The organism is Campylobacter sp. RM12640, assembly GCF_020137595.1.
Taxonomy (GTDB): Bacteria; Campylobacterota; Campylobacteria; order Campylobacterales; family Campylobacteraceae; genus Campylobacter_E.
In genome coordinates this window covers 24,633-49,811 of the sequence record NZ_JACGAU010000001.1, presented here as the reverse complement: position 1 = coordinate 49,811, position 25,179 = coordinate 24,633, and the positions used below count along the sequence as shown (strand labels likewise).

Sequence of the window (25,179 nt, the reverse complement as noted above, 5' to 3'; positions counted from 1 at the left end):
TATTATCCTTTAATTTCTTTTATTTTTTCAATAAGTTTATCTTTATAAGCATCTACAGAATTTGAACCTATCGGATAGCCTATTTCTTTCATAGCAGTAGTAATTTCATCCACTGATTTTTTACCAACATTTTTTAAATTATTTACATCGCTTTCATTCATTAAAGCTAATTCGCCTATAAATTCAATGCCAGCTTTTTCTAAACCATTATTACTTCTTACGCTTAAACCAAGTTCCTTAACGCTTTTTAATAAAGGAGATAAATCAATTTCTTCAGTTGTTTCTTCCCCTATTAATCTAGGACTTGTAGTTGCAATTTTATTAAATACCATCATTTGTTGATACATAGCATCTAAAGCATTTTTAAACGCATCTTCAGGTGTAATTTGACCATCAGTTGTTATTTCAAATACAATTTTTTCATAATCAGGATTATCTTCGTGTAATACCTTTTCTATTGAATAATTTGCATTTCTAACTGGTGTAAAAAACGCATCAAGAGCTATAAAACTACTATCAGTTTTTTCTCTTAAATCTTCGCTTGCTACATAGCCAATACCTTTTTCAATAATTAATGTGAAGTCTAATTCAGTGTCTTCATTTATAGTAGCAATGTAGTTATCAGGATTTACAACTTCAATTACATTATTAGCTAAATCACTACCTTTAATTTCTCTTGGCCCTTTAAAGCTAAAGCTTACTTCTTCTCTTTTACTATCTTCGTTTTTAATTTTAAAACGCATATTTTTGATATTAATAATAAATAAAGAAATATCTTCTACCATACCTCTTTTGCTATCAAATTCATGGCTTACTCCATCAATTTTAATAGCAGTTGCTGCATAGCCAATTGCACTAAGGCGTAAAAGCCTGTGCAGTGGATGTGCTAATGTAATGCCAAAACCAATTTCAAAAGGCCAAGCACTAATGCGTGCTTTATTTTCGCCGATATTTTCAATAGTAAAATCATTTGGCATATGAGCTGTTGTAACTACTTTTCTCATTTGCTACTCCTTATTACTTAGAGTATAGCTCTACTATGAATCTTTCCTCAACAGGAATGACAACTTCTTCTCTCTCAGGTTTTCTTGTGAAAATTCCATATTTTTTATCTTTTTCAACATCAACCCACTCAACAATACCTGTTTGATTTGTAAGTTCAACTGCTCTTACTATTTGAGGATTGTTTTTGCTTTTTTCTACAACTTCAATTTTAGCGCCTGGTAATACTCTATAACTTGGAACATCTACTCTTTTACCATTTACTAAAATATGTCCGTGAGTTACAAGTTGTCTTGCAAAACGGCGAGTTGTAGCAAAACCCATTCTATAAACAACATTATCAAGTCTTTGTTCTAAGAATTGAATTAAAATAGAACCTGTATTTCCATCTTTTCTAGCAGCTTCTTGGAATAATTTTCTAAATTGCTTTTCGCTTACACCATACATAAATTTAGCTTTTTGCTTTTCTCTTAATTGTAAGCCGTATTCGCTAATTTTACCTCTTCTTTGACCATGCTGACCTGGTGCATAAGGTCTTTTATCTAAAGCACTCTTACCAGCTAGTCTTCTTTCACCCTTCATTGCAAGGCTAACGCCTAATCTTCTTTCAATTTTCTCTACTGGTCCAGTATATCTTGCCATACTATTTCTCCTATATTCCTATACTTATATTATACACGACGGCGTTTTGGTGGTCTGCAACCATTATGTGCTAATGGTGTAATATCTTTTAAGAAAGTAACTTTAATACCTTCAACTGCACCAACACTCTTAACAGCAGTTTCTCTACCGCTACCAGGACCTTGAACACGAATACCAACTTCTTTAATTCCGTGTTCTTTAGCTTTATTTAAAGCATCTTCAACCGCTTGTTGAGCAGCAAATGGAGTTGATTTTTTAGAACCTTTAAATCCTAAACCACCTGCACTACTCCATGCAATTGCATTTCCCATTTCATCTGTAACTGTTACCATTGTATTGTTAAAAGTTGCACTAATATATACTACACCTTTAGCAATATTCTTTTTAACTACTTTTTTCTTAACTACTTTTCTCTTAGCCATTATCTATCCTTACGCTTTTGCACCAACGGTTTTTCTCTTACCTTTGCGAGTTCTAGCATTTGTTTTAGTTTTTTGACCACGCACTGGTAAACCTTTTCTATGTCTTAAACCACGATATGAACCTAAATCCATTAAAGCTTTAATGTCCATAGCAACTTGTTTTCTTAAATCACCCTCAACTAAATAATGTTCTTGGATTTCTTTACGAATATTTGCTGCTTCATCTTCGCTTAATTCATATACACGCTTGTTTGGATCTATTCCAACTGCTGCTAAAATTTTGCGTGAAGTAAATAAACCTATACCATAGATATAAGTTAAGCCATATTCAATTCTTTTTTTCTTTGGTAAATCAACACCTGCAATACGAGCCATACCTTATCCTTGTCTTTGTTTGTGTTTTGGATTTTCGCAAATAATACGAACAACGCCTTTTCTCATAACGACTTTACATTTGTCGCACATTTTCTTAACAGATGGTCTTACTTTCATCTTGTCTCCTAAAAAATAATTTGCTTTCCACTTTTTTACAATCTGCATTTTTAGGTATCACGAATTACCAACTAATATTTAAATGGTGGAAAATTCACTCAAATATTACTTCTTCACACAGATAAATTGCAAAAGTGCTAATATTATCAAAACAAAATTAATATAGGTTTAAATATTAAATTTATTTGTCTTTGATAATTCTAAAAATTTCTTAGCAATCTAATCTCAAACTATTATTTAAGAATTAATTTATAGATTTTACTTTTTTAATTCATAAAGTTTTAGATAACTTTTAAAGTATGTGAAATATCCCAATATAAATGAAGTTTAAAAATCCTAGATAAAAATAAAATAGAACATATAATAAAAATTATTTAGCACCATTTAAAGTGCTAAATTATTTAAAAAATTGTAGTTTTAACTAAAAGAAAAAATAGCCAATAGCATATAAAACTGGATATAGTATGAATGCTCCAATAGTCATAGTTATCGCCATTTTAAAGCAACTTACTGGTCTAGCCATGTTTATTAATACATTTTTATCGGTTGCATTTGCATTATTTTCAAAAATCATTTTATGAAACGCTAGGCAAAACTCACCTTCTTTAAATTCTGAAACATTATTTATAACTTCTAAACTATTCATTTTAATCTCCTATATGTTTAATTCTTGCGTACGGAATAGAATTGTAAACAGCTGCTAATTCACTACCATAATTACTTGCAATGTTTTTGAAATTTTCTTCATATTCTGCTAAAGCATTTTTATAAGTATCTCTTGTTTTGTCTGCTGATTTGCACCAAAGGAAAAAAAGTAGCCACACAGGAATACTTATAAATTTTACAAATGATAAAAACCCAACTACGAATGATAAAAAAGTAGCAAGTCCTGCCCCTCCTAAGGTTTTATTAACCAATTCATTTTGTTTTTTTATAACTTCTTCTAACTCGCAATTAATATCATAAACCGGATAAGCCGCATAAACACACTTTAAAATTATTTCATCCTTTTTTGATAGCTCATCTAAATCTATGCTCTCACCATTAGGGTTTGGCTTACCGATAATCGCAAGGGTGCCTTTTATATTAAAGCAATTATTTATTTTAGTTTCTGAATTAACTATGGTTTCTGATTTGATTTTAGAATTAGTATTATAATGAGAGCCAAACCAACTTTTTTTAATCTTGCCATTTGCTTCACCTTCTGTATGCATAACTCCTATAGTTTCTGTGCTTTCGGTATAGTTATCCCTTACTATGTTTAAAACACAGTTATAGCCCAAATAGCTAGTTACATCTTTAAGTGATTGTTCTGCATCTTTGTAACTCACACCAGAAGTAACCGTAATTTCAAGTTCGCTTATATGAATTAAGCTATATTGCGTTACGGCACCAACATCTACTAATAAAACCCCATTAAACAAATCATATTTGTTTTCATTTTGATTTTCACTTGTTGTTAAATCACTCATTTAATCTCCTTTCAAAAGAGTGATTATACCCCCCCCCAAGATAAATGAATGGTAAAAAATAATTTAGAAGTTTAGCACCATAAAAAGTGCTAAATTATTTGTGTCTATAAGTAATGCGTCCTTTATCAAGACTATAAGGAGTTAGCTCAACTCTTACTCTATCTCCTGGCATAATTTTAATATAGTGCATTCTCATTTTACCCGCAATGTGGCATAAAATTACGTGTTTGTTATCAAGCTCAACTTTAAAAGTTGCATTTGGTAAAGCTTCAATAACTTCGCCGTCAATTTCTATTACATCATCTTTAGCCATAATTTTCCTTTGTAAAAATGTAAAGGTCAATAATAACATAAAAACTATTAAAAAACTAAATTTATTATTAAATAAAATAATTTAAAATAAAAGTTTATTTCACACAAGGATAAAGTTATGAAAAGAAGAACATTTTTAACTTTATCGTCTGCAGTTGCAGCAAACACTTTACTAAGTGCGAATGAAACACCTTTAGTAAATAATACTCAGGCAACAAAAGACGATAGTAAAGAATACATTGTAAGCTTAAAACATAATTTAAGCGAATTAGGCAAAGTTAGCAAAATATGGCTTCCATTACCAAAGTCACGCTCATATCAATACCTTACAAGTGATATTGTAAATAGTGGAAATTACAATGAAATTTATTTAAGTGATTTTGAAACTAATAGTTTATATGCAAGTTTTTCTAATGTAAAAGCTGAATTAATAACACAATTTAGCATTAAAACTCACGATAGAATTACTGATTTTTCTAAAGTTAATTTTAATGAAAACGAAAAATTAGACGAAAGTATCGCACAATATTTAAAACCAAGCGAACATATTTTTACTAGTGGAATAGTAAAAGAATATGCGCTAAAAATTACAAAAGGTATAAAAGGCGATTTAGAAAAAGCAAAAGCTATTTATGATTGGGTGGCACTTAATTTTACTCGTGATGAGAGTGTAATTGGGTGTGGAATTGGTGATGCTAAGGCTATTTTAGAAAGTAAAAAACTTTATGGCAAATGCACTGATATTAGCTCTGTTTTTGTAGCACTTTTAAGAAGTATTAATATTCCTGCTAGAGAGTGCTTTGGAATTCGTTTAGGTGCGAGTAGATTTTATGCTGCAATGGGTAGTAAAGAAAATATAACAAAAGCTCAACATTGTAGGGCGGAGTTTTATCTAAAAGGCTATGGGTGGATTCCTTGCGATCCTGCTGATGTAGCTAAAGTTAAATTATCTTTAAACCTAGATAATAATGATAATGGTATACAAAAATTAAGAGAATTTCAATTCGGTAATTGGGAAATGTGTTGGTGCGAGTTTAATACCAAAAGAGATTTCGTGTTAATTCCACGCCCAGCTCAAGCACCGCTTAATAATTTTGGCTATGTATATGCTGAAGTTGATTCAAATACTATTGATTATTATTCACCTAATGAATTTGTATATGAATACACTTCAAAACAAATATGAAAAAATATTTAATATCAATGTTTATCTTAGCTATTAGCTCTAGCCTTTGTTGTGTTGGAGCTATTAGCTTTTTGATATTTGGAGTAAGCCTTGTTAATTTTGATTTTTTAGCACCTTTTAGAGTATATTTGGGTATTGCAGCCTGTATTTTATATTGCATATTTGTCTATAAAAAACTAAATCAAAAAAATAAAATCAGATTATTTTTAATAGGACTTGCATTATTATTTATCGTATTTTATCCTGAAATTATAGGAGCAATGATTTGAAAAAAATATTATTGTTAAGCTTATTTTTAAGTGTTTTAAATGCTTATGAATACACTTTAGAAATTCCTAAAATACATTGTCCATTATGCACGGCAATTGTTAGAAAAGCACTACTAAAAATTGATGGAGTAAATAAAGTAAATGTTAGTTTAGAAAACAAAACAGCGATAATTAAAAGCGATAAAGAACTTAATGAAAGCATAATAAATCAAGCGCTTTTTAATACAGGCTATCAAGGAATACTTAAATAAATAAAGCTCAAATTCCTATTTCAAATTCTTTTTTATTTTTGGAATTTGAATTAGGAATTTCAAGCTAGTGGTTTAAAATTAATTTTGATATGGAACTAATTTAATATCTGTCTTTAATAATTCGTTCATTCCACCATCAAGATTTATTATATTAGTAAAGCCGTTTTGCTCAAGCATTTTAGTTACCATTGCACTTCTTTTGCCACTTCTACACATAATTGCTATTTTGCTATCTTTTGAATAATTTTTACTAATTTCATTCAAAAAATCAGGATTGATACTTCCATTTTCGTTTAGAAATGTTATCAATTTTGCTTTATTTACAACGCCTGTTGCAGCGTATTCACTAGGCATTCTAACATCAATTACAGCATAATCACTATTAGTAAAATCAAATTCCTTGATATTTTGTGTGATTACCTCAGCATTTAAACAAACAAATAAACTTAAACCTAATAATATTTTTTTCATTTTTAAGCCTTTAAAGTATTAAATATCCTATCTCCAGCATCTCCAAGACCTGGGATAATATAACCTTTTTCATTCAATCCTTTATCCAAACAAGCAGTAATTAATGCTACATCAGGATGAGCTTTTTTCATTCTATCTCTTGCTTCAGGAGTTGCAATGATACTTGCAAAAATTATTTTTTTGACACCAATTGATTTTAATCTATCAACAGCTGCAATAGCACTTCCGCCAGTTGCAAACATAGGGTCAATTATAATTGCAGTTTTATTTTGCATATCTTGTGGGTATTTTTCAAAGAAAAATTCAGGCTCAAGCGTTTCTTCATTGCGTTGAATACCTAAAAATCCCACACTGGCTTTACCCAATAAATCAAGTGCAATATCACTCATACCAAGAGCTGCTCTTAAAATAGGCACTATTACAATATCATCGCTAATAACTTCGCACTCACAAGGCATAAGTGGAGTTTGAATATTAACTTTTTCTGTGCTTAAAAATTCACAAGCTTCATAAATAACAAATCCACTAAGCTTTTTTATATGCTCACGAAAATCCCTACAAGATGTGTTCTTATCTCTAATTTTCGCTAAATAAGTTGAAACTAGTGTATTTTTAATTACTTTCATTCAATAACCTTTCAAAATATGCTTTATCATCAAAATTTTTAACTAAAGCTATGCCTTCATCAACAGCAGCCTTAGCAACTGCAGTGCTAACATAAGCTTTTACCCTATCATCAAATGGTTTTGGAATTATTAAATCTTTTCCATATTTTAAGTCTTTACCATATAATTTTTTAGTTTTTTCGCTAACTTCAAGGCGTCCTAATTCACTTAAAGCCTTAACAGCTGCTATTTTCATACCCATAGAAATCTTTCTAGCTCTAACATCTAAAGCTCCACGGAAAATATATGGAAAGCCTAAAACATTGTTGATTTGATTGTCATAATCGCTTCTTCCTGTTGCAATAATTACATCAGGGCGAACTTTTTTCGCAAGTTCAGGTAAAATCTCTGGGTCAGGATTAGCTAAAGCAAATACTATTGGATTTTCTGCCATAGTTTTTAACATTTCTTCGCTTAAAGCTCCAGCTTTGCTAAGCCCTAAGAAAACATCAGCTCCTTTTAAAACATCGGCTAAAGTATCCTCATCACATTCTCTTACAAATTCTAATTTATGCTCATTTAAATCTGTTCTTTTAGTATTGCAAACACCTTTAGAATCTACTAAATAAATCTTTTTAACTCCTAAAGTCTTATATATCTTAGCACTTGCAATCCCTGCTGCTCCTGCTCCACAAACAACTACTTTTAAATCTTCTAATTTTTTGCCAATTATTTCGCAAGCATTAATTAACCCCGCCGCACTAATAATAGCCGTTCCGTGTTGGTCATCATGCATTACAGGAATACCTAAGTCTTGAAGTCTTGCTTCAATCTCAAAACATTTTGGAGCTGCTATATCTTCAAGGTTAATACCGCCAAAACTAGGAGCAATAGCTTTTACTGCTGCTATTATTTCTTCGGTATCTTGAGTGCTTAATTCAATATCATAAGAATCAACATTTGCAAATTTTTTAAATAAGCAAGCCTTACCTTCCATAACAGGTTTTCCTGCAATTCCACCGATATTGCCAAGACCTAAAACAGCTGAACCATCACTAATAACTGCTACTAAATTACCTTTACTTGTGTATTTATAAGCTAAATCACTATCACGAGCAATCTCTTCGCAAGGATATGCAACTCCAGGAGAATATGCTAAACTTAAACTCTCATATTCTTTCATAGGCGTTTTAATAAAAGTGCCTAATTTACCGCCTAAATGATACTCTAATGCTCTTTCTTTTAAATTATTCATAAAATCTCCTTTAAAAAATTATTAAATCTTTTTTTAATCTCATCATTGCCTAAAAACTCCATAATAGCATAAATACTAGGACTAATTGTTGTTCCTGTTAGGCTTAATCTAATTAATTGCGCTATGTCTTTTAACTTAGCATTATTGCTATCTAAAAATTGTTTAACGGCTAATTCAAATTCTGCTTCGGTATTTGCACCTTGAAATTCATTTACAAACTTAGAAAATAAAGCTTTGCTATTATCATTTACAAACTTAGCAACTCCACTTTCTTCATAAGAATTTGGCTCGTTTATAATAATTTTTGCACTATTTATCAAATCTATTAAAGTCTTAGCTCTTTCTCTTAACATTGTTAATAAGAATGAATAATTCTTAACACTTGAAAAATCAAATCCTAAATCTTTACAAGCATTTACTAATCTTTCATCGCTAACGCTTTTTATATAATGAGCATTAATCCATTCTAATTTTTGTGTGTTATATGTGCTTGCACCTTTGCTAACATTATCAAATGTAAAGCATTCTTTCATTTCTTGCATTGAAAATATTTCTTGGTCTTTGTTTGAAAATCCTAATCTTAATAAGAAATTAAGTAAAGCTTCAGGCAAGTATCCTAAAGCCTTATATTCCATAACATCGGTTGCTCCGTGTCTTTTGCTAAGTTTTTTGCCATCTTCTCCATTTATCATAGCTAAATGATAAAAATTAGGAACCTTAAAGCCTAAAGCTTCGTAAATTATTATTTGTTTTGGAGTATTTGAAAGATGGTCATCTCCACGAACAACATCAGTTACGCCCATTAAAGCATCATCAACAACCACTACGAAATTATAAGTAGGAGTGCCATCAGCACGAGCTATTACAAAATCATCTAAAATATCAGCAGCGTTAAATCTAATTTCGCCCTTTACTCCATCATTTACGATTATTTCTCCATCAAGCGGTGCTTTAATCCTTACAACAGGCTTAATTCCTTCTGGTGGAGTGCCTTTAAAATCTCTGTATCTTCCATCATATTTAGGGCGTTCTTTTCTAGCTTCTTGCTCTGCTCTTAATGAGTTTAACTCATCTTCGCTCATATAACAATAATAAGCATTGCCACTATCAAGTAATTTTTGAATATATTCTTTATAAATATCTAATCTTTTACTTTGGTAAGTGATTTCCCCATCTACTTCTAAATCAACCCATTTAAAAGCTTCTAAAATAGCTTTGGTTGCTTCTTCGCTATTTCTTGCCATATCTGTATCTTCAATACGAAGAATAAATTTACCATTATTTCTTTTAGCGTAAAGATAAGAAAAAAGTGCTGTTCTTAATCCACCAATATGTAAAAACCCTGTCGGAGAGGGTGCAAATCTTGTAACTATCATTATTATTAGCCTTTTGTGAATTTTTTATAGTTATAATCATTTAAAATCACTTAAAGGTAAATAATGAGAAAAATTTTGCTTGCACTTGTATTTGGTGCATTTATGAACGCAAGTCCTATAACTTCAATCATAGCTAGTGTTAATAACGAGCCTATTACAAATATTGATATTATAGAAATTTCACAATATATGAATATAAGCCAAAACGACGCATTAAGATTGCTAATTCAAAATAAAATATGCACATCTTTAGCTAAAAAATTCAAATTAGCTGCAAATGAACTAGAAATCAATCAAGAATTATCAAAAATAGCTGCTGCTAATAATATTAGCTTATCTACTTTCATAGAACATAACCAAGATAAAATCAAAATGCTAACAGAAAATATAAAAGATGAAATTCTAAAAAAGAAATTATTTGATTTAATCGCTCAAAATTATATGAAAGATGTAAGCGATGATGAAGTAATTAGATTTTATAATTTAAATAAAGATAAGATGAATGGGGCAAGTTATGAAGTAGCAAAAGAACAAATTAAAAGCTATTTAATGAATAAAAATGCTCAAGAATCAGTTCGTAATTATATGGAAAAAGAAGAAGCAAAGGCATCAATTAAAATGTTTAGGTGATTACTATGAAAACAAAATCAATTCTATCTAACTCGTTTAAGAATTTTATTATTACAACTTTTTTACTAATTGAAATTGCTGGTGGAATTTTTGGAACTTATAGATATATTAGCGAGGCAAAAAGAATTGAAGAGCATCATAGAATTCACAATATAGGAAATGATAGCTTAGTAATTAGGCTACAACAAAATAAAGACCATACTATTTTTCAATTTTTAGTATTTTCTTTCGCTGTATTAGTAGCTGCAGTTATTAGTAATGCAATTTATATAAAAAGATTAAAAAGAGTAAAATCAAATTTTAATGATTTTGCAGAACTTCTCGCAAATTCAGTCAAAAAACATAAGCCTTTAATGCTAAACGATACGCTAAATTACAGCGAATTTCAAAAAATAGCAAATTCTTTAAATGAAGTCTTAAATGATATATACTATCAAGAAAATTATAATTCTTTAACCAAATTACCTAAAAAACAAAAATTCTTATTAGACATACAAGAACTCTATGAAAAAAGCGATTGTCCTATAATAGTTAGCTATATATATCTTAAAGACTATCAAAATCTATTAAAAAGTAGAAGTTTTGATTTAGCTGATAAAATAATATTAGAATTAGCAAGTAGATTTTCAAGTTTTTCTACAACTATTTTAAATTCTAAAATAGCCAAAATAAGTGGCAATGGAGATTTTTTATTAGCATTTCCTTGTATTGATGAAATACAAACAACTTTTAATAATATGGCTATTAAGTTGCACGAATGCTTTAGTGAAAGTATTAATTTTGGAAGTGATGGAATTTATGAGCAGAGTATAGGGGTTGGCTTTAGTGTATTAACAAATGAAAATTACAATCAAATAATAAACGATACTTATAAAGCTGCTCTACTTTCAAGCGTTCAAAAAGATACTTTGTATTGCGATTATTCTGATGAAGTTAAAACACAAATAGATAATGAAGCAAAATTAGAAAATGATTTAAAAAGGGCTTTAGAAAAAGGTGAACTTGATGTATATTATCAAGCAAAAATCGGAGCAAATGATAATTTAGTAAAAGGCGCAGAAGCATTAATTCGCTGGAAACGAAATGATAAATTTGAAAATACAGAAAAATTTATAAGAATTGCAGAAAAAACTGATTTAATAATAAAACTTGAAAAATTTGTAATTGCAAAAGTATTTCAAGAAATACAAGTTTTAAAAAATAAAGGAATAAATATTCCAATAAGTATTAATATATCAGCAAAACACTTGCACCATAAAGATATGATAAATTATTTGCTAGCAAATGTTAAAAAATACGATATAAATCCAAGTTTAATAGATATAGAAATAACAGAAAGATATAGACTTAATAGCAGTAGTGAGACTATATTAGAAAAATTAAAAGCTATTGGATTTTTAATAAGTATTGATGATTTTGGGAAAGATTATAGTTCTCTTTCTTATATAAATCATTTACCTATTGATACAATTAAAATTGATAAAAGCTTTATAGATGGATTAAATAGTAAAGATTGTGATTTAATTAATGAAAACTCAAAAGCAATTATAATTGGTATTATAAAAATAGCAAAAACTATGAATAAAAGAGTAGTAGCAGAAGGCGTTGAAACACTAGAGCAAGTAAATATTTTAAAACAATTAGGTTGTGATGAATTACAAGGATTTTATTATCATAAAGGTGCTACACCGATTAATGAATTTATAAATATTTATAAAAACAAATTCTAATGAAACTTCATATAGATTTTGATAGCTATTTTGTAAATGCCCAACGACTATTAAATAAAGAACTATGCAACACGCCTTGCGTGATTTATGCTGGAAGCGATGAAGATTTTTTCAATCAAGATGCAAAATATATAGATAATAAAATCGCCTTTATGAGCTCAATTGAGGTTACAAGAAGTGAAAATAAAGTAATTGATTATAGGCATTTTACTGCAATTGCCGTATCTTATGAAGCTAAAAAATATGGCGTAAAAGTAGGAGATAAATTAAATATAGCTTATCAAAAATGTCCGAATTTAAAAATAGCTAGAAGTAATATTAGATTTTATAAAGAACTAAGCTTTAAAGTAAGGCAGTTTTTAGAAAGCAAAATACCCGTAATTGAACAATTTAGCATAGATGAGTTTTTTGGAGATTTAGAAGGGTTTAAAAAAGACACAGAAGTGCTAGATTATGCAAAATATCTTCAAAAAGAACTATTAGATAAATTTGGCTTACCAGCTAGTATAGGCATTAATAATAGCAAATGGGGAGCTAAATTTTTAACCGATTTAGCAAAACCTTTTGGCATTAGAATGGAATATGATTTAAGCAATGCCATTAAAGGAATAGATATAAAAAATTTCGCAGGCATAGGAAGAGAAATACAAAAATATTTAAGAGCTTATGGGGTAAATACTTTAGATGAATTATTGCAAAAAGAATATTTGCTAGATAAATATGGTAAAAATGGCAAAAAAATCATAGCAAGAATTAAAGGCGTTGATAATGAAAAAGTAGAAGAAACAAAAGATATTAAAAGCCACGCAATATCAAAAAGCTTTAAGCCAATTAGTGATTATGATGAGTTAAGGCGAAGGGTTAAAATACTTGCTAGATATTTATGTGTTTGGATTTCAAAGCACAAATATCATCCTAAAAAAATAGAAATAAGTATTAAATACGGCAATAAATTAGAGCATATTGGAATTGAAATTATGCAACCATTTGATGAAAAAAATCTAATTGATAATGCCGTAAAAGGATTTGAAATTCTTATGAAAAATACGAAAAATGTAAATGTTTATTATATAGGAATTGCTGCTAATAATCTTGATAAAACATATTGCGAAAATATTTTTCAAAACACCACAAAAAATCAAAAATTAAACGAAACCCTAAGTGCTATAAGAGATAAATTTGGCATTAGCTGTATAAAATATGGGGGATAAATATAAATTATTTATCTTTTAATAAATTAATTCTTTCTTTATAATCAGGCATAAATCCTAAAAGCGTGGTATAAAAAGCCTTTGAGTGATTAGCGTGATAAAGGTGTGTTAATTCGTGCATAATTACTGCTTCTATTACTAATATATCTTTTTTAATTAATTCGGTATTTAGATTTATATAAGATTTTTTCGTATTGCAAGAACCCCAACGAGTTTTCATTTTTCGCACTTTCAAAGCTTTTATATCTTTACCAACAATCACACAAAATCTTTTTAAAATTTCGCTAAAGATTTCTTTTGATTGAATTTTATAAAAATCATTAAGTAATTTTTCTTTATTTTCATCAGTTTCAAGACATTTTAAAATGATTTTATCATTGTGAATTTCTACATTTTTTGAAATTTTTAAATCAAATTCTAAAATATATTTTCGTCCTAAAAACAATACAAAATTACCACTCAAAAGCTCTGCTTTTTTAGTAGTTTTAAGCTCGTTTAATCTTTGTTCTATCCAATCTTTTTTAAGTCTTAAAATCTCATCAATTTTTGCTCTACTTATAAAATAAGGCGATACTACTTCAACAAGCCCAATCTCACGAACTTTTATAATAATATTTTTCACCCGCTTTTTAGTGATTTTTATTTCCATAAACTTTCTCACATTAAAAACAAAACTAATTTTAATTTAAAATATCTTAGACAATCTGCGATATTCCAAATAAAATTAATCATATTTTGGTGTTTTTCTATATTCATAAAATTCCTTTGAAGTAAATGTGATTATTATGACAAAACAATAATAAAAATATTAAATTATTTTAAATAGTTGTAATTTATATGCTTTTATAACTACTCGTTTTTAAAAATATATCAAATAATAAAAAGTTCTTAAAATAAGAACTTTTTAAAATTATTTTATATTATCTAACTCTTCACAAGCGTATTTAAATTCTAATTCGCAAGATTTTCTTAAATACTCAAGAGATTTATTTTCATAAAGTTGAGATACTTCATAGCAGCTTTTGTTATCATTGTTATTGCAAGCGTATTTGTATAATTCTAAAGCTTTTTCTTCATCAATATCAGTGCTAACTCCATTTAAATACATATTTGCTAAAAAATAGCAAGATGAATAATCATTATTATTACATTGTTTTTCGTATAAATTAAATGCTCTTTCATATAATTTTTCAAAATCATCACATTGAGTATATTTTACTTCACAAAAATTTGCAAAATCATAGCAAGCGTTTGCATTATCATCATCTTTGCAAGATTGTTTAACCAATTTTATTGCTAAATTTTTGTATTTTTTATTTAATTTTTTATTTTCCAATTTGTCAGAATATTTATAAATATCACTTAAAGCCTTACAAGATAAATAATCTTCATATTCTTCGCAAGAAACTTTATAATATAAAGCTGCGTTTGCTTCATCATTTTTATCAAACTGATAATAATTAGCATTTTTTAAGCATTCTTCTAAACTCACACACTCAACGGCATAAATACAAACACTAAATAATAAAATTAATAATTTTTTCATACTAACTCCTTTTTTAAGGTAGTAATTTTAGCGAAATATTTTTAAATAGTAATATTTATTTTTAAGCTATAGAAAATCTATAGCTTAAAAAGAATAAGTAAAATCACCTTCATTGGTTTTAATTTCTGCTTGTTTTAAATTCTCGCAAAAATGTATAGGTGAAAATGATTGTCCGTATTTTAATTTTTTAGGATTTGATTTTGATAAAACATAATGAAGTTTGCAATTTCCTTTATTTAGTTTAATCTCATATATTTCTAATTCATCTATTTTAGATGTGATTTTGAGTTTTTTAGAAGCTCCTATTCCTAGAATATTAACTTCAGGAGAATTAAGAAAAAAGATTATACCCCCCCCCCCATTCTTAAAATAATATTAAAAAAATAAAAATTACTAGGGAAAATATTTAAATGTTAAAGAAAGAAATTCCTAGCTAATCTTAGCTAGGAAAGAAATCATAATGCTTTTTTAGCTGCTGCTGCAACTTTAGCAAAAGCTGCTGCGTCATTCATAGCCATATCAGCTAGAACTTTTCTATCTAGTTCAATACCAGCTTTTTTAAGACCATTCATAAATCTTGAATAGCTTAAATCGTTTAAGCGGCAAGCTGCATTAATTCTAATAATCCATAAACGACGGAAATCTCTTTTTTTGCGGCGTCTATCGCGGTAAGCATATACCAAGCTTCTTTCTAATTGTTCTTTAGCTTTTCTAAAGTGTTTTCTACGACCGCTATAAAAACCTTTAGCTAACTTTAATAATCTTTTATGTCTTCTGCGTCTTACTACGCCTGTTTTTACTCTTGCCATAATTTCTCCTTTTAATGGCGTTTGCTTAAAGCAAATCTTTCCCTAAACGGGGGTAACGAATGATTAAAAATCAAAAACTCTTATTTCATACAAAGCATTTTAAGAACACGGCTTTCATTTGTAGCATGAACAAATTTTGCTGTTCTTAAATCACGCATTCTTTTTGCAGGCTTTTTAGTTAAAATGTGGCTTCTATAAGCTGAACCACGCTTAATTTTATTTTTGCCTACTCTAAAGCGCTTAGAAGCACTTTTTACGCTCTTCATTTTTGGCATAAGCTTTCCTTTTTGTTGAATTTTCTAAAAAAGAAGAGCCAATTTTATCACAATAAAGTTTATATATAGCTTATTTTATTTGAAAGTAAAGAAAAAATTAGCAACAAAAAACTAATAATTATCATAAAAATAATTGAAGTATTAAAACTATTTGTAATATCTTTAAAATATCCAAAAATTATTGGCCCAATAGTAGCTATTAAATACCCTACACTTTGAGACATTGAACTTAAATATATTGTAGTTTTTGTATCTTTTGATTTAATAGCAATCATTATCAATGCAACGCCAAAAATTCCACCAACAGGAATAGAAAATAATAAAGCTGAAATTATTAAAATATAAATATTTGAACTTAATAAACATATAAAAAAAGCAAGAATATTGCTAATACAAACTAAAGTTAAAAGCATTGCTTTATTTTCAATCTGAGCCATTTTATTAGGTATAAAATAAGCTGAAAACATAGAACAAAATTGAAATAATATAACGATATTAGTCGCATAATCTTTATTCATACTAATAGCTAATATGCTAGGATACCAAGTAATTATCGTATAAAAAACACAACTTTGAAGCCCCATAAAAGCAGTGATTATCCAAGCGTTTTTGTTTTTAAAAATACTTAAAAAATCACTGAAATTTTGAGTTTTAGAATATCTATTAAGCCTATGATTTTTAATAAATGGCAGATAGCAAAAAAACGCAATAATAGCAAATATAATCCAACAAAATAAAGCTCCACTAAGTCCAATATAATCAATCAAATAATGCCCAAAAACTCCTATTAAGCTAGAAATGCTTAAAAACATTCCATAAAGTGCCATAATTTTTCCAATATTTTTAAAGTGATTTTTAACAAAACTAGGCATTAAAACATTCAAAATCGCAATACCTAAACCTATTAAAATCGTCCCAAAAAATAAGAAAAAGGTATTAAAAAACGCTCTAGCAAATAGTCCAAACATTATTAAAATAATCGCATAAAGCATAGCTTTTGTATTTGGTAAAATCGGAGCTATTAAAGAAAAAATAAAAAAACAAAAAAGCGGCAAAGCACTTAAAATCCCAATTTGCGTAGAATTTAAATCATAATAACTCATAATATTATCAACTATAGGACCTATTGCAGTAATTGGTGCCCTAAGATTTAAAGATATAAAAATTACACATAAAATACTTATTAAAAAATAACTTTTTTTCATATTTTTCCTTTATTAAGACTTTAATATATCTAAAAAATTCAATTTATGCCTAAATATTAGGCATAAATATTTAGTCTAAATTATATTTTTGTAACAATTTTAAATAAGTTCCATCGTTTTTAAATTTGTTAATTACATTATTAAAATCATCTCTTAATTTAGTATTGCCTTTTTGAAAAGCTATGCAAGTTCCAGCTATTGGAGTTTTTGCGAATACTTCAAAATCATCATAATTTTTAGTATAACTCTTAGCAACGGCAGCTTCTAATACAAAACCATCAATTTTGCCATTTAAAGTAGATAATACAAGTGGAATGTATTCAGAATTTAAAAACGGAACTACACCTTTAATATTAGATATTTCATCAGCTTGCAAAGTTCCTATTTGTGCGCCTAAAATAGCTCCTTTTTCAAGGTCTTTTAAAGAATTTAGCTTTTTATTACTTTTTAATTTGATATAGTGGTTTTCACTTTCTATTATTGGATTTGAAAACTCAACATTTTTAGCTCTTTTAGGTGTGTAACTCATACCTGATGCAATAATATCAATCTTTTTTGATTTTAACGCTAGAATTAAACCATCAAAAGACATTGGAATAACCTCAATTTTTATATTTAACTCCTTAGCAATTTCTCTTACTAAATCAATCTCAAACCCCACAATTTCATCATTTTCCATATACTCAAATGGTGGGAAATCAGGCGATAAACCAACTTTATAAATCTCTTGTGCGAAAAGCCCTAAAGCTAGCAATGTAGCTATAAAAATTTGTTTCATAATAATCTCCTAAAAATTAATAAAAATAAAAAATGTAAAAAATAAAAAAATAGAATAAAAGAAGTGATAAGTTTTAACGCAGATTTGATTTATTTATTTGTAATTTTTCCATTTGTCCTCCTTAAAAATATGACTTATAATAATCAAAAAAGTAAAATATGTTAATTATAATATGTGTAATTTTAAATTAAATATAAAAAATGTAACATTATGTAACATAAAGGAATAGATTATGAAAATAGGTTTTGTTAATGCTAAAGTTTTTACAGGTAAAAACGAAAATGATTTTATAAGCGAATTTAGTATAAAAAACTCCAAATTTTGTGAAATCAATAATGTAAATAGAAATGATTGCAATAAAATCATAGATTTAAAAAATGCCTGCGTTATTCCTGCATTAAGCGATACTCACACGCATCCAACATATGTATCACAAATAATAGATAGTCTAGCTTGCACTAAACCTTATGTGACAAATATTCCACAATTAATAGAATTTTTAAAAACTTCACCAAATTATGGTAAGAAAAATAAATGGATTAAAGGTTGGTGTTATGATGAATCAAAACTAGATGAAAAAAGAGCTCCTACTATAAAAGATTTAGATTTGATAAGCTCAACACAACCAGTTTTTATATTAAGAAGTTGCTGTCATTCTTGCGTTTGCAATTCTAAAGCATTAGAACTAGCAAATATTACAAAAGACACAAAAGAGCCTAAAGGTGGAAAAATAGGCAGATTTGAAGACGGCACTCCTAATGGTATTATGTATGATTTAGGTGCATCTATGTTAATTCGCAATGCAATGGAAAAAGAAAGCTTAGAAGATGAAGCAAAAAAATTAGTAAAATTAGGCGAAATTTATGCAAGTTTAGGAATAGTAAATATTAGCGATATGATGTGTTATTCTAAACCTTTAAAAGCTTATGAATTATATAAATTAGCAAAAAATATGGGTTTAAAACAAAGAGTTAGTTTATATCAAGTTTATAAAGACGCTAAAGAATTTGGCTTATTTAAAAGCCTAGAAGATATTAAAACTAATGGAATTAAATTCTTTGTAGATGGCACTATTTCATCACAAACTGCATTTACTCATAAACCTTATAAAAATAGCGACAATTATGGGGATTTAGTATGTAATATTAATGAAATTAAAGAAGCCATTGATTTTGCCAAAAATAATAATTGCCAAATAAGTTTTCATCTAATGGGAGATAAAGCTATAGATATAGTAATTGATAATCTTACAAGCTATGAAAATTGGTTAAAAGATTATCCTAGCGTTAGATTTGAGCATGCTTCTATGCTAAATTTAAAACATATTGAAAAAATAAAAAAGTTAAAAGTAAAAATTGCTATAAGCACACAACCAATATTTCAATACGCTGAATATACAAGCTATGAAGATGCGTTAGAAGATGATAGATTTAATTCAATTTGTGCTTTAAACACATTAAAAGAACATTTAGATTTAAGCATTTCAAGTGATGCACCAGCTACAATTCATCACGAGCCTTTTAATTTATTTGTAAGTATTAATGCAGCTGTTATAAGAACTAATCCTAACGGCAAAAACTATAATAAAAATGAAGAAATATCAGTTGAAGATGCGATTTTAATGCTAACTAAAAACTCACAAAATATCCTAATGCTAAAAAATTGCACAACTATTGAAGATGGTAAAAGTGCTGATTTTATTGTCTTAGATAATGATATTTTTAGTATTGATAAAACAAAAATAAAAGATATAAAAGTTCATCAAACTTGGCTAAAAGGCGAAAGAATTTACTAATCCTTTTTCAAGGATTAGTTTAAATTATATTTTTCTAATAATTTTAAATAGGTTCCATCTTGCTTAAATTTCTCAATAGTTTTATCAAAATCATCTCTTAATTTTGTATTACCCTTTTTAAAAGCTAGACTCATTCCTTCAATACTAGAAGTAGCAAAAACTTCTAAATTTGGATACTTTTTCATATAACTTTTAGCGACTGGTTCTTCCATTACAAAACCATCAATTTTACCATTTAAAGTAGAATTAATAAGCACTATATATTCTTCGTTTAAATACGGCTTAACACCTTTTAAATTAGTTATTTCGTCAGCTTGAAGAGTACCTATTTTTGCCCCAATTATTGCACCATTTGATAAATCATCTAAAGAATTTATTTTATCATTTCCTTTTAACTTCAAATAATAATTTTTGCTATCAAATATGCTTTTTGTAAATTCAGCATTTTTAGCTCTTTGTGAAGTATAACTCATACCTGCTGAAATAATATCAATTTTACCCACTTTTAAAGCCGCAATAAGCCCATCAAATGGCATTGTAACAGGCTCAACCTGAATATTTAACTCTTTTGCTACTGCTCTTACTAAATCAATCTCAAATCCTACAATTTCACCATTTTCTATATAATCAAATGGTGGATAATCATATCCTGTGCCAACCTTATAAATCTCTTGTGCAAAAAGCCCTAAAGCTAGCAATGTAGCTATAAAAATTTGTTTCATAATAATCTCCTAAAAATTAATAAAAATAAAAAATGTAAAAAATAAAAAATAGAATAAAAGAAGTGATAAGTTTTAACGCAGATTTGATTTATTTATTTGTAATTTTTCCATTTGTCCTCCTTAAAAAAATTGCTTTATAATAACTTTTTTTACAATAAATTAAAATAAATTCTTCAAAAATATTTTAAAATTGTATAAATTAGTAACAAAAGGAGAAAAAATGAAACTAACAAACAGAGATTTTCTAACTTTAAAAGATTTTAGTAAAGATGAAATCCTAGCACTTATTAAATTTGCAAAAGAGCTAAAAGAAAAGAAAAAGCAAGGTATAACAGGCAATCATTTGCAAGGAAAAAACATAGCTTTAATATTTGAAAAACCATCAACTAGAACAAGATGTGCATTTGTAGTAGCTTGTAACGATGAAAAAGCTTATCCTGAATATTTAGGTGCTAACGATATACAATTAGGCAAAAAAGAAAGCATACAAGATACCGCTAGGGTATTAAGCAGAATGTTTGATGGCATTGAGTTTCGCGGCTTTAATCAAAGTGATTTAGAAACCTTAGCAAAATATAGTGATGTTCCTGTTTGGAATGGTTTGACAAACGAATTTCATCCAACTCAAATTCTAGCCGATATGCTAACTATTTACGAACATTTTAACAAACTAGAAGGGCTTAATTTTGCATATATTGGAGATGGTAGAAACAATATGGCAAATTCTCTTATGATAGGCTGTGCTAAATTAGGATTAAATTACATAAATATTAGCCCTAAAGAACTTCATCCTGATAATGAATTAATAAATCTTTGCAAAAGTTTTGCGAATAACTCAAGTATAAAAATCAGCGATAATATTGAAGATATTAAGGGTGTTGATATTATATATACTGATGTTTGGTGCTCTATGGGAGAAGAAGAAAAAGCAAAAGATAGAATAAATATTTTAAAACCTTATCAAGTAAATGATGAATTGCTTTTAAAAACTGGAAAAAATACAATAATAATGCACTGCTTACCTGCAGTAAAAGGTAATGAAATTACAGAAAATGTATTTGAAAATAATGCTGATATAATTTTTAATCAAGCAGAAAATAGAATGCACACTATAAAAGCTGTTATGATTGCTACTATTTGTGATATAGATATATAATTTATTAAACAAATATAAAGCATTTGGGGTTATAATTACCCCTTTTTTAAAATTTAAATTAAAGGATATTTTTAATGTTTGAGTTGATTAGTGATTCTTTTAAGCAAGCGGTAAATAAATTAAAAACAATAGATGATGAAAAAGCGTTAAAAAACGCTATGGAAACTCTTAAAAAGTCTTTATTAAAGGCTGATGTTCATTTTAAGGTAACGAAAGAATTATTAGTTAATGTAGAAAATGAAGTAAAAGCAAAAGGAATCGGTCAAAAGCATTTTTTAGATGCAATTAAAAATAACCTTACAAACATACTAACACCAGAAAATAAAATAAGCGAATTTAGATTTTCTCCAAGTGGTTTAACATCTGTAATGATGATAGGCTTACAAGGTGGTGGAAAGACAACTAGCACGATAAAATTAGCAAATTATTTAAAACTTAGAAAGAAAAAAGTTCTAGTAGCAGCGTGTGATTTACAAAGACTTGCTGCGGTAGAGCAATTAAGACAATTATGTGAAGCTAATGAAATTGATTTATTTTCAATGGATAGCAAAGACCCTTGCGAAGTAGCGAAAAATGCTCTTAATAAAGCTAAAGATGGCTTATATGATGTATTATTAGTGGATACTGCAGGTCGTTTAGCGATTGATGAGCCTTTAATGAATGAATTAGCTCGTGTAAAAGATATAATAAATCCTTATGAGAGTTTTTATGTAGCTGATGCTATGAGCGGTCAAGAAGGTGTAAAAACTGCAGAAACATTTAATGAAAAAATAGGCATTAGTGGTGTTATTTTAAGTAAATTTGATGCAGATACTAAAGGCGGGGTTGCTTTAGGTATAGCAAAATTATTAAATCTACCTTTAAAATTCGTAGGTATTGGCGAAAAGGTAGGAGATTTTGAGAGTTTTGTTCCAGAAAGAATTGTTGGTCGTATTATGGGAGAAGGCGATTTAGCAACTTTAATGGAAAAAACTTCAGCAGTTTTTGATGAAAAAGAAGCAAAAATCTTAAGCAAAAAAATCAAAAAAGGTGAATTTAATTTCAATGATTTTATAAACCAACTTGAAAGTGTAAAAAAATTAGGGAATTTAGGTTCATTAGTTGGAATGATACCAGGTCTTGGTGGCATTGCTAATAAAGTAAAAGATATAGATTTAGAAAGTTCTAAAGAAATGATACATATAAAGGCAATGATTAGCTCAATGACACCAAAAGAAAGAGAAACTCCAAGCCTATTAAACAATGCTAGAAAAGCAAGAATTGCAAAAGGCGCAGGTCTATCTCAAATGGAAGTTAATAGATTTTTAAAACAATTTGAAAATGCGTCAAAAATCGCTAAAAAACTTTCAAAAGGTGGTATGAAAGGGTTAGGTTCTATGCTAAATCAAGGAAATTTTCCAAAATAATTAAAAATTTTTAAAGCTTTAAACTTATTTAAAGCTTTTTTATAGACAATTTTTGTTTATAAAAAATCTTTAAATCAATCAAGGAGAAAATAATGACAGTTGTAAGACTAACAAGAATGGGTAGAAAAAAGCGTCCTTTTTATCGTATCGTAGTAACAGATAGCAGAAAAAGAAGAGATGGCGGTTGGATTGAGAGTATAGGATATTACAATCCTATGAGCGAGCCTGAAACAATCAAATTTGATGCTGAAAGACTAGCTTACTGGAAAAGCGTAGGCGCTAAATTAAGCGATCGTGTAGCAAGAATTACAAAATAATGGTAAAAGAATTTATTTTTACATATGCAAAAACAATAGCCGCAAATCCTGAGCGGCTAGAAATTTTTGTAGAAGAAAAAGAAAATAACCTAATAGATATTGTTATTATGGCTACTAAAATAGATGCCGGAAGACTTATTGGAAAATCAGGAAAAATCATAACCGCAATTAAAACAATAGCAGTTAATCACAAAAATACTCAAAAATTAAATTATAAAATCACGGTAAAAACTTTTGATGAATAATCTAGTTTATGTTGCTAAAATTGGTAAAACTCACGGATTACTTGGTTTTTTAAAATTTCATAATAAAAGTGATTTTTACGAACAATTTAAACCTAAAGCTGAATTTTTTGATAAAAATGGTAAAAAATTCATAATTAAATCTTTTGATTTTTCAAATTCTTTAGTGCAATTTGTAGGATATGAAGATGTAAATAAGGCTAAAGAACTTGTAAATATGGAGCTTTACTCTAATATTGAAAATACTAGAAAAAATATTAAGCTTAAAAAAGATGAATATTTTTATTTTGATATTATTGGGTTAAAAGTATATCAAGATGATGAGTTTTTAGGTAGCGTTGTTGATATTTTAGAAACAGGAGCTAATGATTTATTAGAGATAAAAACTAGCGATGAATTAGCAAATTTAGGCTTAGCTAAGAGTTTTTATATACCTTTTCACAATAATTTTATAATTTCAGTAAGTGATATTATCAAGGTAAATAATTCTAAAAGTATTTTAGAAAATTCGTAATGAAATTTAATTTTATAAGTTTATTTCCAAATCTAATTGAAAACTATTTTAATGAAAGCATTTTAAAAATTGCAAGAGAAAAAGAGCTTATAAAACTACATTTTGACAATCCTAGAAATTATTCTACAAACAAACATAATAAAGTAGATGATACGAAAATCAGCGGCGGAGCAGGTATGCTTATGGCTTGTCAGCCTTTATTTGATTGTTTAGAAAATTATAAAAATTCTCATATTATATTTTTAAGCCCTACAGGAAAACCTTTTAAACAAATTGATGCCAAAAGACTTGCTTTAAAAAGCGAAATTACTTTTGTATGCGGAAGATATGAAGGTATTGATGAAAGAGTGTATGAAAATTATGCTAATGAGGTTTTTAGCATAGGTGATTTTGTCCTAACGGGTGGGGAATTAGGAGCTCTTTGTATGTGTGATGCAATTGCTAGAAATATAAATGGAGTAATAAAACAAGAAAGCTTAGTGGAAGAAAGTTTTGAAAATTATTTATTAGAATCTCCATCTTTTACTAAACCTTTTATATTTGAATATAAAAAAAATAATATTTTTAAGAAATTTTATTCAATTTCAAGTTTTGTTAAGGGTAATCACGCTAATATTAGCCTTTTAAAAAATCATCTATCGTTTTGCAAGACCAAATTCCACCGCCCGGATTTACTTGCTAAGCACAATAATTTAAGGAAAAACTATGAGAAATAAATATATTGAGCAGTTTGAAGCTAAACAAATTGAAGGAAAAAATATTCCTGATTTTAGAGCTGGCGATACATTAAAACTTGCTATTCATATTAAAGAAGGTGATAAGTCAAGGGTTCAAAATTTTGAAGGTATTTGTATAGCTCGTCGTGGTCAAGGCACAGGTGAAACTTTTATGGTTCGCAAAATTGGTGCAAATGGTGTTGGAGTAGAAAGAATATTCCCAATTTATTCTGATAGTCTAGAAAGTATTACGGTGGTTCGCCATGGTAAAGTAAGACGCTCAAGACTATTCTATCTACGCAGATTACGCGGTAAAGCTGCAAGAATTAAAGAACTTAAACGCTAATATTACGGAGATTTTTCTCCGTTTGT

Annotated in this window: 33 protein-coding genes; 14 read left to right on the top strand and 19 right to left on the bottom strand. The window is 28.2% G+C overall.

Features of this window, described 5'->3' with window-relative positions; translation table 11 throughout:
• Window positions 1–2: 2 nt before the first annotated feature.
• From AVBRAN12640_RS00295 to infA, 8 genes are all read right to left on the bottom strand, one after another.
• Window positions 3–1,004 (bottom strand): DNA-directed RNA polymerase subunit alpha, encoded by a 1,002-nt coding sequence (locus AVBRAN12640_RS00295; RefSeq protein WP_336608347.1) that lies wholly within the window; start codon window positions 1,002–1,004, stop codon window positions 3–5.
• Between the two features lie 13 nt (window positions 1,005–1,017).
• Window positions 1,018–1,644, bottom strand: a complete 627-nt coding sequence (rpsD, locus tag AVBRAN12640_RS00290) for a 30S ribosomal protein S4 (protein WP_214117765.1) — start codon at window positions 1,642–1,644, stop codon at window positions 1,018–1,020.
• 29 nt (window positions 1,645–1,673) lie between these two features.
• A complete protein-coding gene (rpsK, locus tag AVBRAN12640_RS00285) occupies window positions 1,674–2,066 on the bottom strand; it encodes a 30S ribosomal protein S11 (protein WP_214117766.1) in 393 nt (130 codons plus the stop codon).
• 9 nt (window positions 2,067–2,075) lie between these two features.
• Complete coding sequence (gene rpsM, locus AVBRAN12640_RS00280) at window positions 2,076–2,441, bottom strand: 30S ribosomal protein S13 (RefSeq protein WP_214117767.1); 366 nt, start codon at window positions 2,439–2,441, stop codon at window positions 2,076–2,078.
• 3 nt (window positions 2,442–2,444) lie between these two features.
• A complete protein-coding gene (rpmJ, locus tag AVBRAN12640_RS00275; RefSeq protein ID WP_214117768.1) occupies window positions 2,445–2,558 on the bottom strand; it encodes a 50S ribosomal protein L36 in 114 nt (37 codons plus the stop codon).
• A 421-nt stretch (window positions 2,559–2,979) separates the two neighbouring features.
• Window positions 2,980–3,204, bottom strand: coding sequence for a hypothetical protein (locus AVBRAN12640_RS00270; protein ID WP_214117769.1), 225 nt, complete (start codon window positions 3,202–3,204; stop codon window positions 2,980–2,982).
• Window position 3,205: 1 nt separating this feature from the next.
• Window positions 3,206–4,030 carry a hypothetical protein gene (locus AVBRAN12640_RS00265; protein WP_214119555.1) on the bottom strand — a complete coding sequence of 275 codons (825 nt, stop codon included), beginning with the start codon at window positions 4,028–4,030 and terminating at the stop codon, window positions 3,206–3,208.
• Window positions 4,031–4,124: 94 nt separating this feature from the next.
• Window positions 4,125–4,343 carry a translation initiation factor IF-1 gene (gene infA, locus AVBRAN12640_RS00260; protein ID WP_214117771.1) on the bottom strand — a complete coding sequence of 73 codons (219 nt, stop codon included), beginning with the start codon at window positions 4,341–4,343 and terminating at the stop codon, window positions 4,125–4,127.
• A gap of 117 nt (window positions 4,344–4,460) precedes the next feature.
• On the opposite strand from infA, the gene AVBRAN12640_RS00255 reads away from it, so the two are divergent.
• The 3 genes from AVBRAN12640_RS00255 to AVBRAN12640_RS00245 are packed head-to-tail and all read left to right on the top strand — an operon-like array spanning window position 4,461 to window position 6,048.
• The gene (locus AVBRAN12640_RS00255) at window positions 4,461–5,528 is read left to right on the top strand and encodes a transglutaminase-like domain-containing protein (protein WP_336608346.1); all 1,068 of its coding nucleotides are present in this window, start codon (window positions 4,461–4,463) and stop codon (window positions 5,526–5,528) included.
• Window positions 5,525–5,797, top strand: a complete 273-nt coding sequence (locus AVBRAN12640_RS00250; protein ID WP_336608345.1) for a hypothetical protein — start codon at window positions 5,525–5,527, stop codon at window positions 5,795–5,797. Before AVBRAN12640_RS00255 ends, AVBRAN12640_RS00250 begins: the two co-directional genes overlap by 4 nt.
• Window positions 5,794–6,048 (top strand): heavy-metal-associated domain-containing protein, encoded by a 255-nt coding sequence (locus AVBRAN12640_RS00245; RefSeq protein ID WP_214119551.1) that lies wholly within the window; start codon window positions 5,794–5,796, stop codon window positions 6,046–6,048. Before AVBRAN12640_RS00250 ends, AVBRAN12640_RS00245 begins: the two co-directional genes overlap by 4 nt.
• A 78-nt stretch (window positions 6,049–6,126) precedes the next feature.
• On the opposite strand, the gene AVBRAN12640_RS00240 is transcribed toward AVBRAN12640_RS00245, so the two are convergent.
• The 4 genes from AVBRAN12640_RS00240 to gltX are packed head-to-tail and all read right to left on the bottom strand — an operon-like array spanning window position 6,127 to window position 9,755.
• Window positions 6,127–6,519 carry a rhodanese-like domain-containing protein gene (locus AVBRAN12640_RS00240; RefSeq protein WP_214117775.1) on the bottom strand — a complete coding sequence of 131 codons (393 nt, stop codon included), beginning with the start codon at window positions 6,517–6,519 and terminating at the stop codon, window positions 6,127–6,129.
• A gap of 2 nt (window positions 6,520–6,521) precedes the next feature.
• The gene (upp, locus tag AVBRAN12640_RS00235) at window positions 6,522–7,145 is read right to left on the bottom strand and encodes a uracil phosphoribosyltransferase (protein WP_214117776.1); all 624 of its coding nucleotides are present in this window, start codon (window positions 7,143–7,145) and stop codon (window positions 6,522–6,524) included.
• The gene (locus tag AVBRAN12640_RS00230) at window positions 7,132–8,379 is read right to left on the bottom strand and encodes a malic enzyme-like NAD(P)-binding protein (RefSeq protein WP_214119549.1); all 1,248 of its coding nucleotides are present in this window, start codon (window positions 8,377–8,379) and stop codon (window positions 7,132–7,134) included. The genes upp and AVBRAN12640_RS00230 overlap by 14 nt, the downstream gene beginning before the upstream one ends.
• Window positions 8,376–9,755 (bottom strand): glutamate--tRNA ligase, encoded by a 1,380-nt coding sequence (gltX, locus tag AVBRAN12640_RS00225; protein ID WP_442862241.1) that lies wholly within the window; start codon window positions 9,753–9,755, stop codon window positions 8,376–8,378. The genes AVBRAN12640_RS00230 and gltX overlap by 4 nt, the downstream gene beginning before the upstream one ends.
• A gap of 63 nt (window positions 9,756–9,818) precedes the next feature.
• On the opposite strand from gltX, the gene AVBRAN12640_RS00220 reads away from it, so the two are divergent.
• Genes AVBRAN12640_RS00220 through AVBRAN12640_RS00210 form a run of 3 tightly spaced genes read left to right on the top strand, consistent with a single transcriptional unit; the run spans window position 9,819 to window position 13,326 of the window.
• Complete coding sequence (locus tag AVBRAN12640_RS00220; RefSeq protein WP_214117779.1) at window positions 9,819–10,385, top strand: hypothetical protein; 567 nt, start codon at window positions 9,819–9,821, stop codon at window positions 10,383–10,385.
• Between the two features lie 5 nt (window positions 10,386–10,390).
• The gene (locus AVBRAN12640_RS00215; RefSeq protein WP_214117780.1) at window positions 10,391–12,115 is read left to right on the top strand and encodes an EAL domain-containing protein; all 1,725 of its coding nucleotides are present in this window, start codon (window positions 10,391–10,393) and stop codon (window positions 12,113–12,115) included.
• A complete protein-coding gene (locus AVBRAN12640_RS00210; protein ID WP_336608344.1) occupies window positions 12,115–13,326 on the top strand; it encodes a Y-family DNA polymerase in 1,212 nt (403 codons plus the stop codon). The genes AVBRAN12640_RS00215 and AVBRAN12640_RS00210 overlap by 1 nt, the downstream gene beginning before the upstream one ends.
• A 7-nt stretch (window positions 13,327–13,333) precedes the next feature.
• Here AVBRAN12640_RS00210 and AVBRAN12640_RS00205 read toward each other — a convergent pair whose 3' ends face one another.
• The 6 genes from AVBRAN12640_RS00205 to AVBRAN12640_RS00180 form a co-directional block, all read right to left on the bottom strand.
• Window positions 13,334–13,948 (bottom strand): M48 family metallopeptidase, encoded by a 615-nt coding sequence (locus AVBRAN12640_RS00205; RefSeq protein ID WP_336608343.1) that lies wholly within the window; start codon window positions 13,946–13,948, stop codon window positions 13,334–13,336.
• A 288-nt stretch (window positions 13,949–14,236) separates the two neighbouring features.
• Window positions 14,237–14,872, bottom strand: a complete 636-nt coding sequence (locus AVBRAN12640_RS00200) for a tetratricopeptide repeat protein (RefSeq protein WP_336608342.1) — start codon at window positions 14,870–14,872, stop codon at window positions 14,237–14,239.
• 455 nt (window positions 14,873–15,327) lie between these two features.
• Window positions 15,328–15,681 carry a 50S ribosomal protein L20 gene (gene rplT / locus AVBRAN12640_RS00195; RefSeq protein ID WP_214117784.1) on the bottom strand — a complete coding sequence of 118 codons (354 nt, stop codon included), beginning with the start codon at window positions 15,679–15,681 and terminating at the stop codon, window positions 15,328–15,330.
• Window positions 15,682–15,761: 80 nt separating this feature from the next.
• Window positions 15,762–15,956 (bottom strand): 50S ribosomal protein L35, encoded by a 195-nt coding sequence (gene rpmI, locus AVBRAN12640_RS00190; RefSeq protein WP_214117785.1) that lies wholly within the window; start codon window positions 15,954–15,956, stop codon window positions 15,762–15,764.
• Window positions 15,957–16,015: 59 nt separating this feature from the next.
• Window positions 16,016–17,161, bottom strand: a complete 1,146-nt coding sequence (locus AVBRAN12640_RS00185) for an MFS transporter (protein ID WP_336606748.1) — start codon at window positions 17,159–17,161, stop codon at window positions 16,016–16,018.
• Between the two features lie 70 nt (window positions 17,162–17,231).
• A complete protein-coding gene (locus AVBRAN12640_RS00180) occupies window positions 17,232–17,939 on the bottom strand; it encodes a transporter substrate-binding domain-containing protein (protein WP_336608341.1) in 708 nt (235 codons plus the stop codon).
• A 232-nt stretch (window positions 17,940–18,171) separates the two neighbouring features.
• Between AVBRAN12640_RS00180 and AVBRAN12640_RS00175 the strand changes: the two genes are divergently transcribed.
• Window positions 18,172–19,734: an amidohydrolase gene (locus AVBRAN12640_RS00175; RefSeq protein WP_336608340.1), complete on the top strand. Its 1,563-nt coding sequence runs from the start codon at window positions 18,172–18,174 to the stop codon at window positions 19,732–19,734.
• A gap of 14 nt (window positions 19,735–19,748) precedes the next feature.
• Here the strand turns inward: AVBRAN12640_RS00175 and AVBRAN12640_RS00170 are convergent, their stop codons facing one another.
• A complete protein-coding gene (locus AVBRAN12640_RS00170) occupies window positions 19,749–20,456 on the bottom strand; it encodes a substrate-binding periplasmic protein (protein WP_336608339.1) in 708 nt (235 codons plus the stop codon).
• Window positions 20,457–20,676: 220 nt separating this feature from the next.
• Between AVBRAN12640_RS00170 and argF the strand changes: the two genes are divergently transcribed.
• The 7 genes from argF (at window position 20,677) to rplS (ending at window position 25,153) form a co-directional block, all read left to right on the top strand.
• A complete protein-coding gene (argF, locus tag AVBRAN12640_RS00165) occupies window positions 20,677–21,612 on the top strand; it encodes an ornithine carbamoyltransferase (RefSeq protein ID WP_336608338.1) in 936 nt (311 codons plus the stop codon).
• A gap of 74 nt (window positions 21,613–21,686) precedes the next feature.
• Window positions 21,687–23,018: a signal recognition particle protein gene (locus AVBRAN12640_RS00160; RefSeq protein ID WP_214117791.1), complete on the top strand. Its 1,332-nt coding sequence runs from the start codon at window positions 21,687–21,689 to the stop codon at window positions 23,016–23,018.
• 92 nt (window positions 23,019–23,110) lie between these two features.
• Window positions 23,111–23,335, top strand: a complete 225-nt coding sequence (rpsP, locus tag AVBRAN12640_RS00155) for a 30S ribosomal protein S16 (protein WP_214117792.1) — start codon at window positions 23,111–23,113, stop codon at window positions 23,333–23,335.
• A complete protein-coding gene (locus tag AVBRAN12640_RS00150) occupies window positions 23,335–23,580 on the top strand; it encodes a KH domain-containing protein (protein WP_214117793.1) in 246 nt (81 codons plus the stop codon). The genes rpsP and AVBRAN12640_RS00150 overlap by 1 nt, the downstream gene beginning before the upstream one ends.
• Complete coding sequence (gene rimM / locus AVBRAN12640_RS00145) at window positions 23,570–24,091, top strand: ribosome maturation factor RimM (protein WP_214150081.1); 522 nt, start codon at window positions 23,570–23,572, stop codon at window positions 24,089–24,091. The genes AVBRAN12640_RS00150 and rimM overlap by 11 nt, the downstream gene beginning before the upstream one ends.
• Complete coding sequence (trmD, locus tag AVBRAN12640_RS00140; protein WP_336608337.1) at window positions 24,091–24,807, top strand: tRNA (guanosine(37)-N1)-methyltransferase TrmD; 717 nt, start codon at window positions 24,091–24,093, stop codon at window positions 24,805–24,807. The genes rimM and trmD overlap by 1 nt, the downstream gene beginning before the upstream one ends.
• On the top strand, window positions 24,797–25,153 hold the full coding sequence (rplS, locus tag AVBRAN12640_RS00135; RefSeq protein ID WP_214117796.1) for a 50S ribosomal protein L19: 357 nt from the start codon (window positions 24,797–24,799) through the stop codon (window positions 25,151–25,153). The genes trmD and rplS overlap by 11 nt, the downstream gene beginning before the upstream one ends.
• The last annotated feature ends 26 nt before the right edge of the window (window positions 25,154–25,179 follow it).

Excerpts from the sequence above, each read along its gene's own strand:
- AVBRAN12640_RS00295 (WP_336608347.1), bottom strand. The coding sequence starts at position 1,004 with ATGAGAAAAGTAGTTACAACAGCTCATATGCCAAATGATTTTACTATT.
- rpsD (WP_214117765.1), bottom strand. The coding sequence starts at position 1,644 with ATGGCAAGATATACTGGACCAGTAGAGAAAATTGAAAGAAGATTAGGC.
- rpsK (WP_214117766.1), bottom strand. The coding sequence starts at position 2,066 with ATGGCTAAGAGAAAAGTAGTTAAGAAAAAAGTAGTTAAAAAGAATATT.
- rpsM (WP_214117767.1), bottom strand. The coding sequence starts at position 2,441 with ATGGCTCGTATTGCAGGTGTTGATTTACCAAAGAAAAAAAGAATTGAA.
- rpmJ (WP_214117768.1), bottom strand. The coding sequence starts at position 2,558 with ATGAAAGTAAGACCATCTGTTAAGAAAATGTGCGACAAATGTAAAGTC.
- AVBRAN12640_RS00270 (WP_214117769.1), bottom strand. The coding sequence starts at position 3,204 with ATGAATAGTTTAGAAGTTATAAATAATGTTTCAGAATTTAAAGAAGGT.
- AVBRAN12640_RS00265 (WP_214119555.1), bottom strand. The coding sequence starts at position 4,030 with ATGAGTGATTTAACAACAAGTGAAAATCAAAATGAAAACAAATATGAT.
- infA (WP_214117771.1), bottom strand. The coding sequence starts at position 4,343 with ATGGCTAAAGATGATGTAATAGAAATTGACGGCGAAGTTATTGAAGCT.
- AVBRAN12640_RS00255 (WP_336608346.1), top strand. The coding sequence starts at position 4,461 with ATGAAAAGAAGAACATTTTTAACTTTATCGTCTGCAGTTGCAGCAAAC.
- AVBRAN12640_RS00250 (WP_336608345.1), top strand. The coding sequence starts at position 5,525 with ATGAAAAAATATTTAATATCAATGTTTATCTTAGCTATTAGCTCTAGC.
- AVBRAN12640_RS00240 (WP_214117775.1), bottom strand. The coding sequence starts at position 6,519 with ATGAAAAAAATATTATTAGGTTTAAGTTTATTTGTTTGTTTAAATGCT.
- upp (WP_214117776.1), bottom strand. The coding sequence starts at position 7,145 with ATGAAAGTAATTAAAAATACACTAGTTTCAACTTATTTAGCGAAAATT.
- AVBRAN12640_RS00230 (WP_214119549.1), bottom strand. The coding sequence starts at position 8,379 with ATGAATAATTTAAAAGAAAGAGCATTAGAGTATCATTTAGGCGGTAAA.
- gltX (WP_442862241.1), bottom strand. The coding sequence starts at position 9,755 with ATGATAGTTACAAGATTTGCACCCTCTCCGACAGGGTTTTTACATATT.
- AVBRAN12640_RS00220 (WP_214117779.1), top strand. The coding sequence starts at position 9,819 with ATGAGAAAAATTTTGCTTGCACTTGTATTTGGTGCATTTATGAACGCA.
- AVBRAN12640_RS00215 (WP_214117780.1), top strand. The coding sequence starts at position 10,391 with ATGAAAACAAAATCAATTCTATCTAACTCGTTTAAGAATTTTATTATT.
- AVBRAN12640_RS00210 (WP_336608344.1), top strand. The coding sequence starts at position 12,115 with ATGAAACTTCATATAGATTTTGATAGCTATTTTGTAAATGCCCAACGA.
- AVBRAN12640_RS00200 (WP_336608342.1), bottom strand. The coding sequence starts at position 14,872 with ATGAAAAAATTATTAATTTTATTATTTAGTGTTTGTATTTATGCCGTT.
- rplT (WP_214117784.1), bottom strand. The coding sequence starts at position 15,681 with ATGGCAAGAGTAAAAACAGGCGTAGTAAGACGCAGAAGACATAAAAGA.
- rpmI (WP_214117785.1), bottom strand. The coding sequence starts at position 15,956 with ATGCCAAAAATGAAGAGCGTAAAAAGTGCTTCTAAGCGCTTTAGAGTA.
- AVBRAN12640_RS00185 (WP_336606748.1), bottom strand. The coding sequence starts at position 17,161 with ATGAAAAAAAGTTATTTTTTAATAAGTATTTTATGTGTAATTTTTATA.
- AVBRAN12640_RS00180 (WP_336608341.1), bottom strand. The coding sequence starts at position 17,939 with ATGAAACAAATTTTTATAGCTACATTGCTAGCTTTAGGGCTTTTCGCA.
- AVBRAN12640_RS00175 (WP_336608340.1), top strand. The coding sequence starts at position 18,172 with ATGAAAATAGGTTTTGTTAATGCTAAAGTTTTTACAGGTAAAAACGAA.
- AVBRAN12640_RS00170 (WP_336608339.1), bottom strand. The coding sequence starts at position 20,456 with ATGAAACAAATTTTTATAGCTACATTGCTAGCTTTAGGGCTTTTTGCA.
- argF (WP_336608338.1), top strand. The coding sequence starts at position 20,677 with ATGAAACTAACAAACAGAGATTTTCTAACTTTAAAAGATTTTAGTAAA.
- AVBRAN12640_RS00160 (WP_214117791.1), top strand. The coding sequence starts at position 21,687 with ATGTTTGAGTTGATTAGTGATTCTTTTAAGCAAGCGGTAAATAAATTA.
- rpsP (WP_214117792.1), top strand. The coding sequence starts at position 23,111 with ATGACAGTTGTAAGACTAACAAGAATGGGTAGAAAAAAGCGTCCTTTT.
- AVBRAN12640_RS00150 (WP_214117793.1), top strand. The coding sequence starts at position 23,335 with ATGGTAAAAGAATTTATTTTTACATATGCAAAAACAATAGCCGCAAAT.
- trmD (WP_336608337.1), top strand. The coding sequence starts at position 24,091 with ATGAAATTTAATTTTATAAGTTTATTTCCAAATCTAATTGAAAACTAT.
- rplS (WP_214117796.1), top strand. The coding sequence starts at position 24,797 with ATGAGAAATAAATATATTGAGCAGTTTGAAGCTAAACAAATTGAAGGA.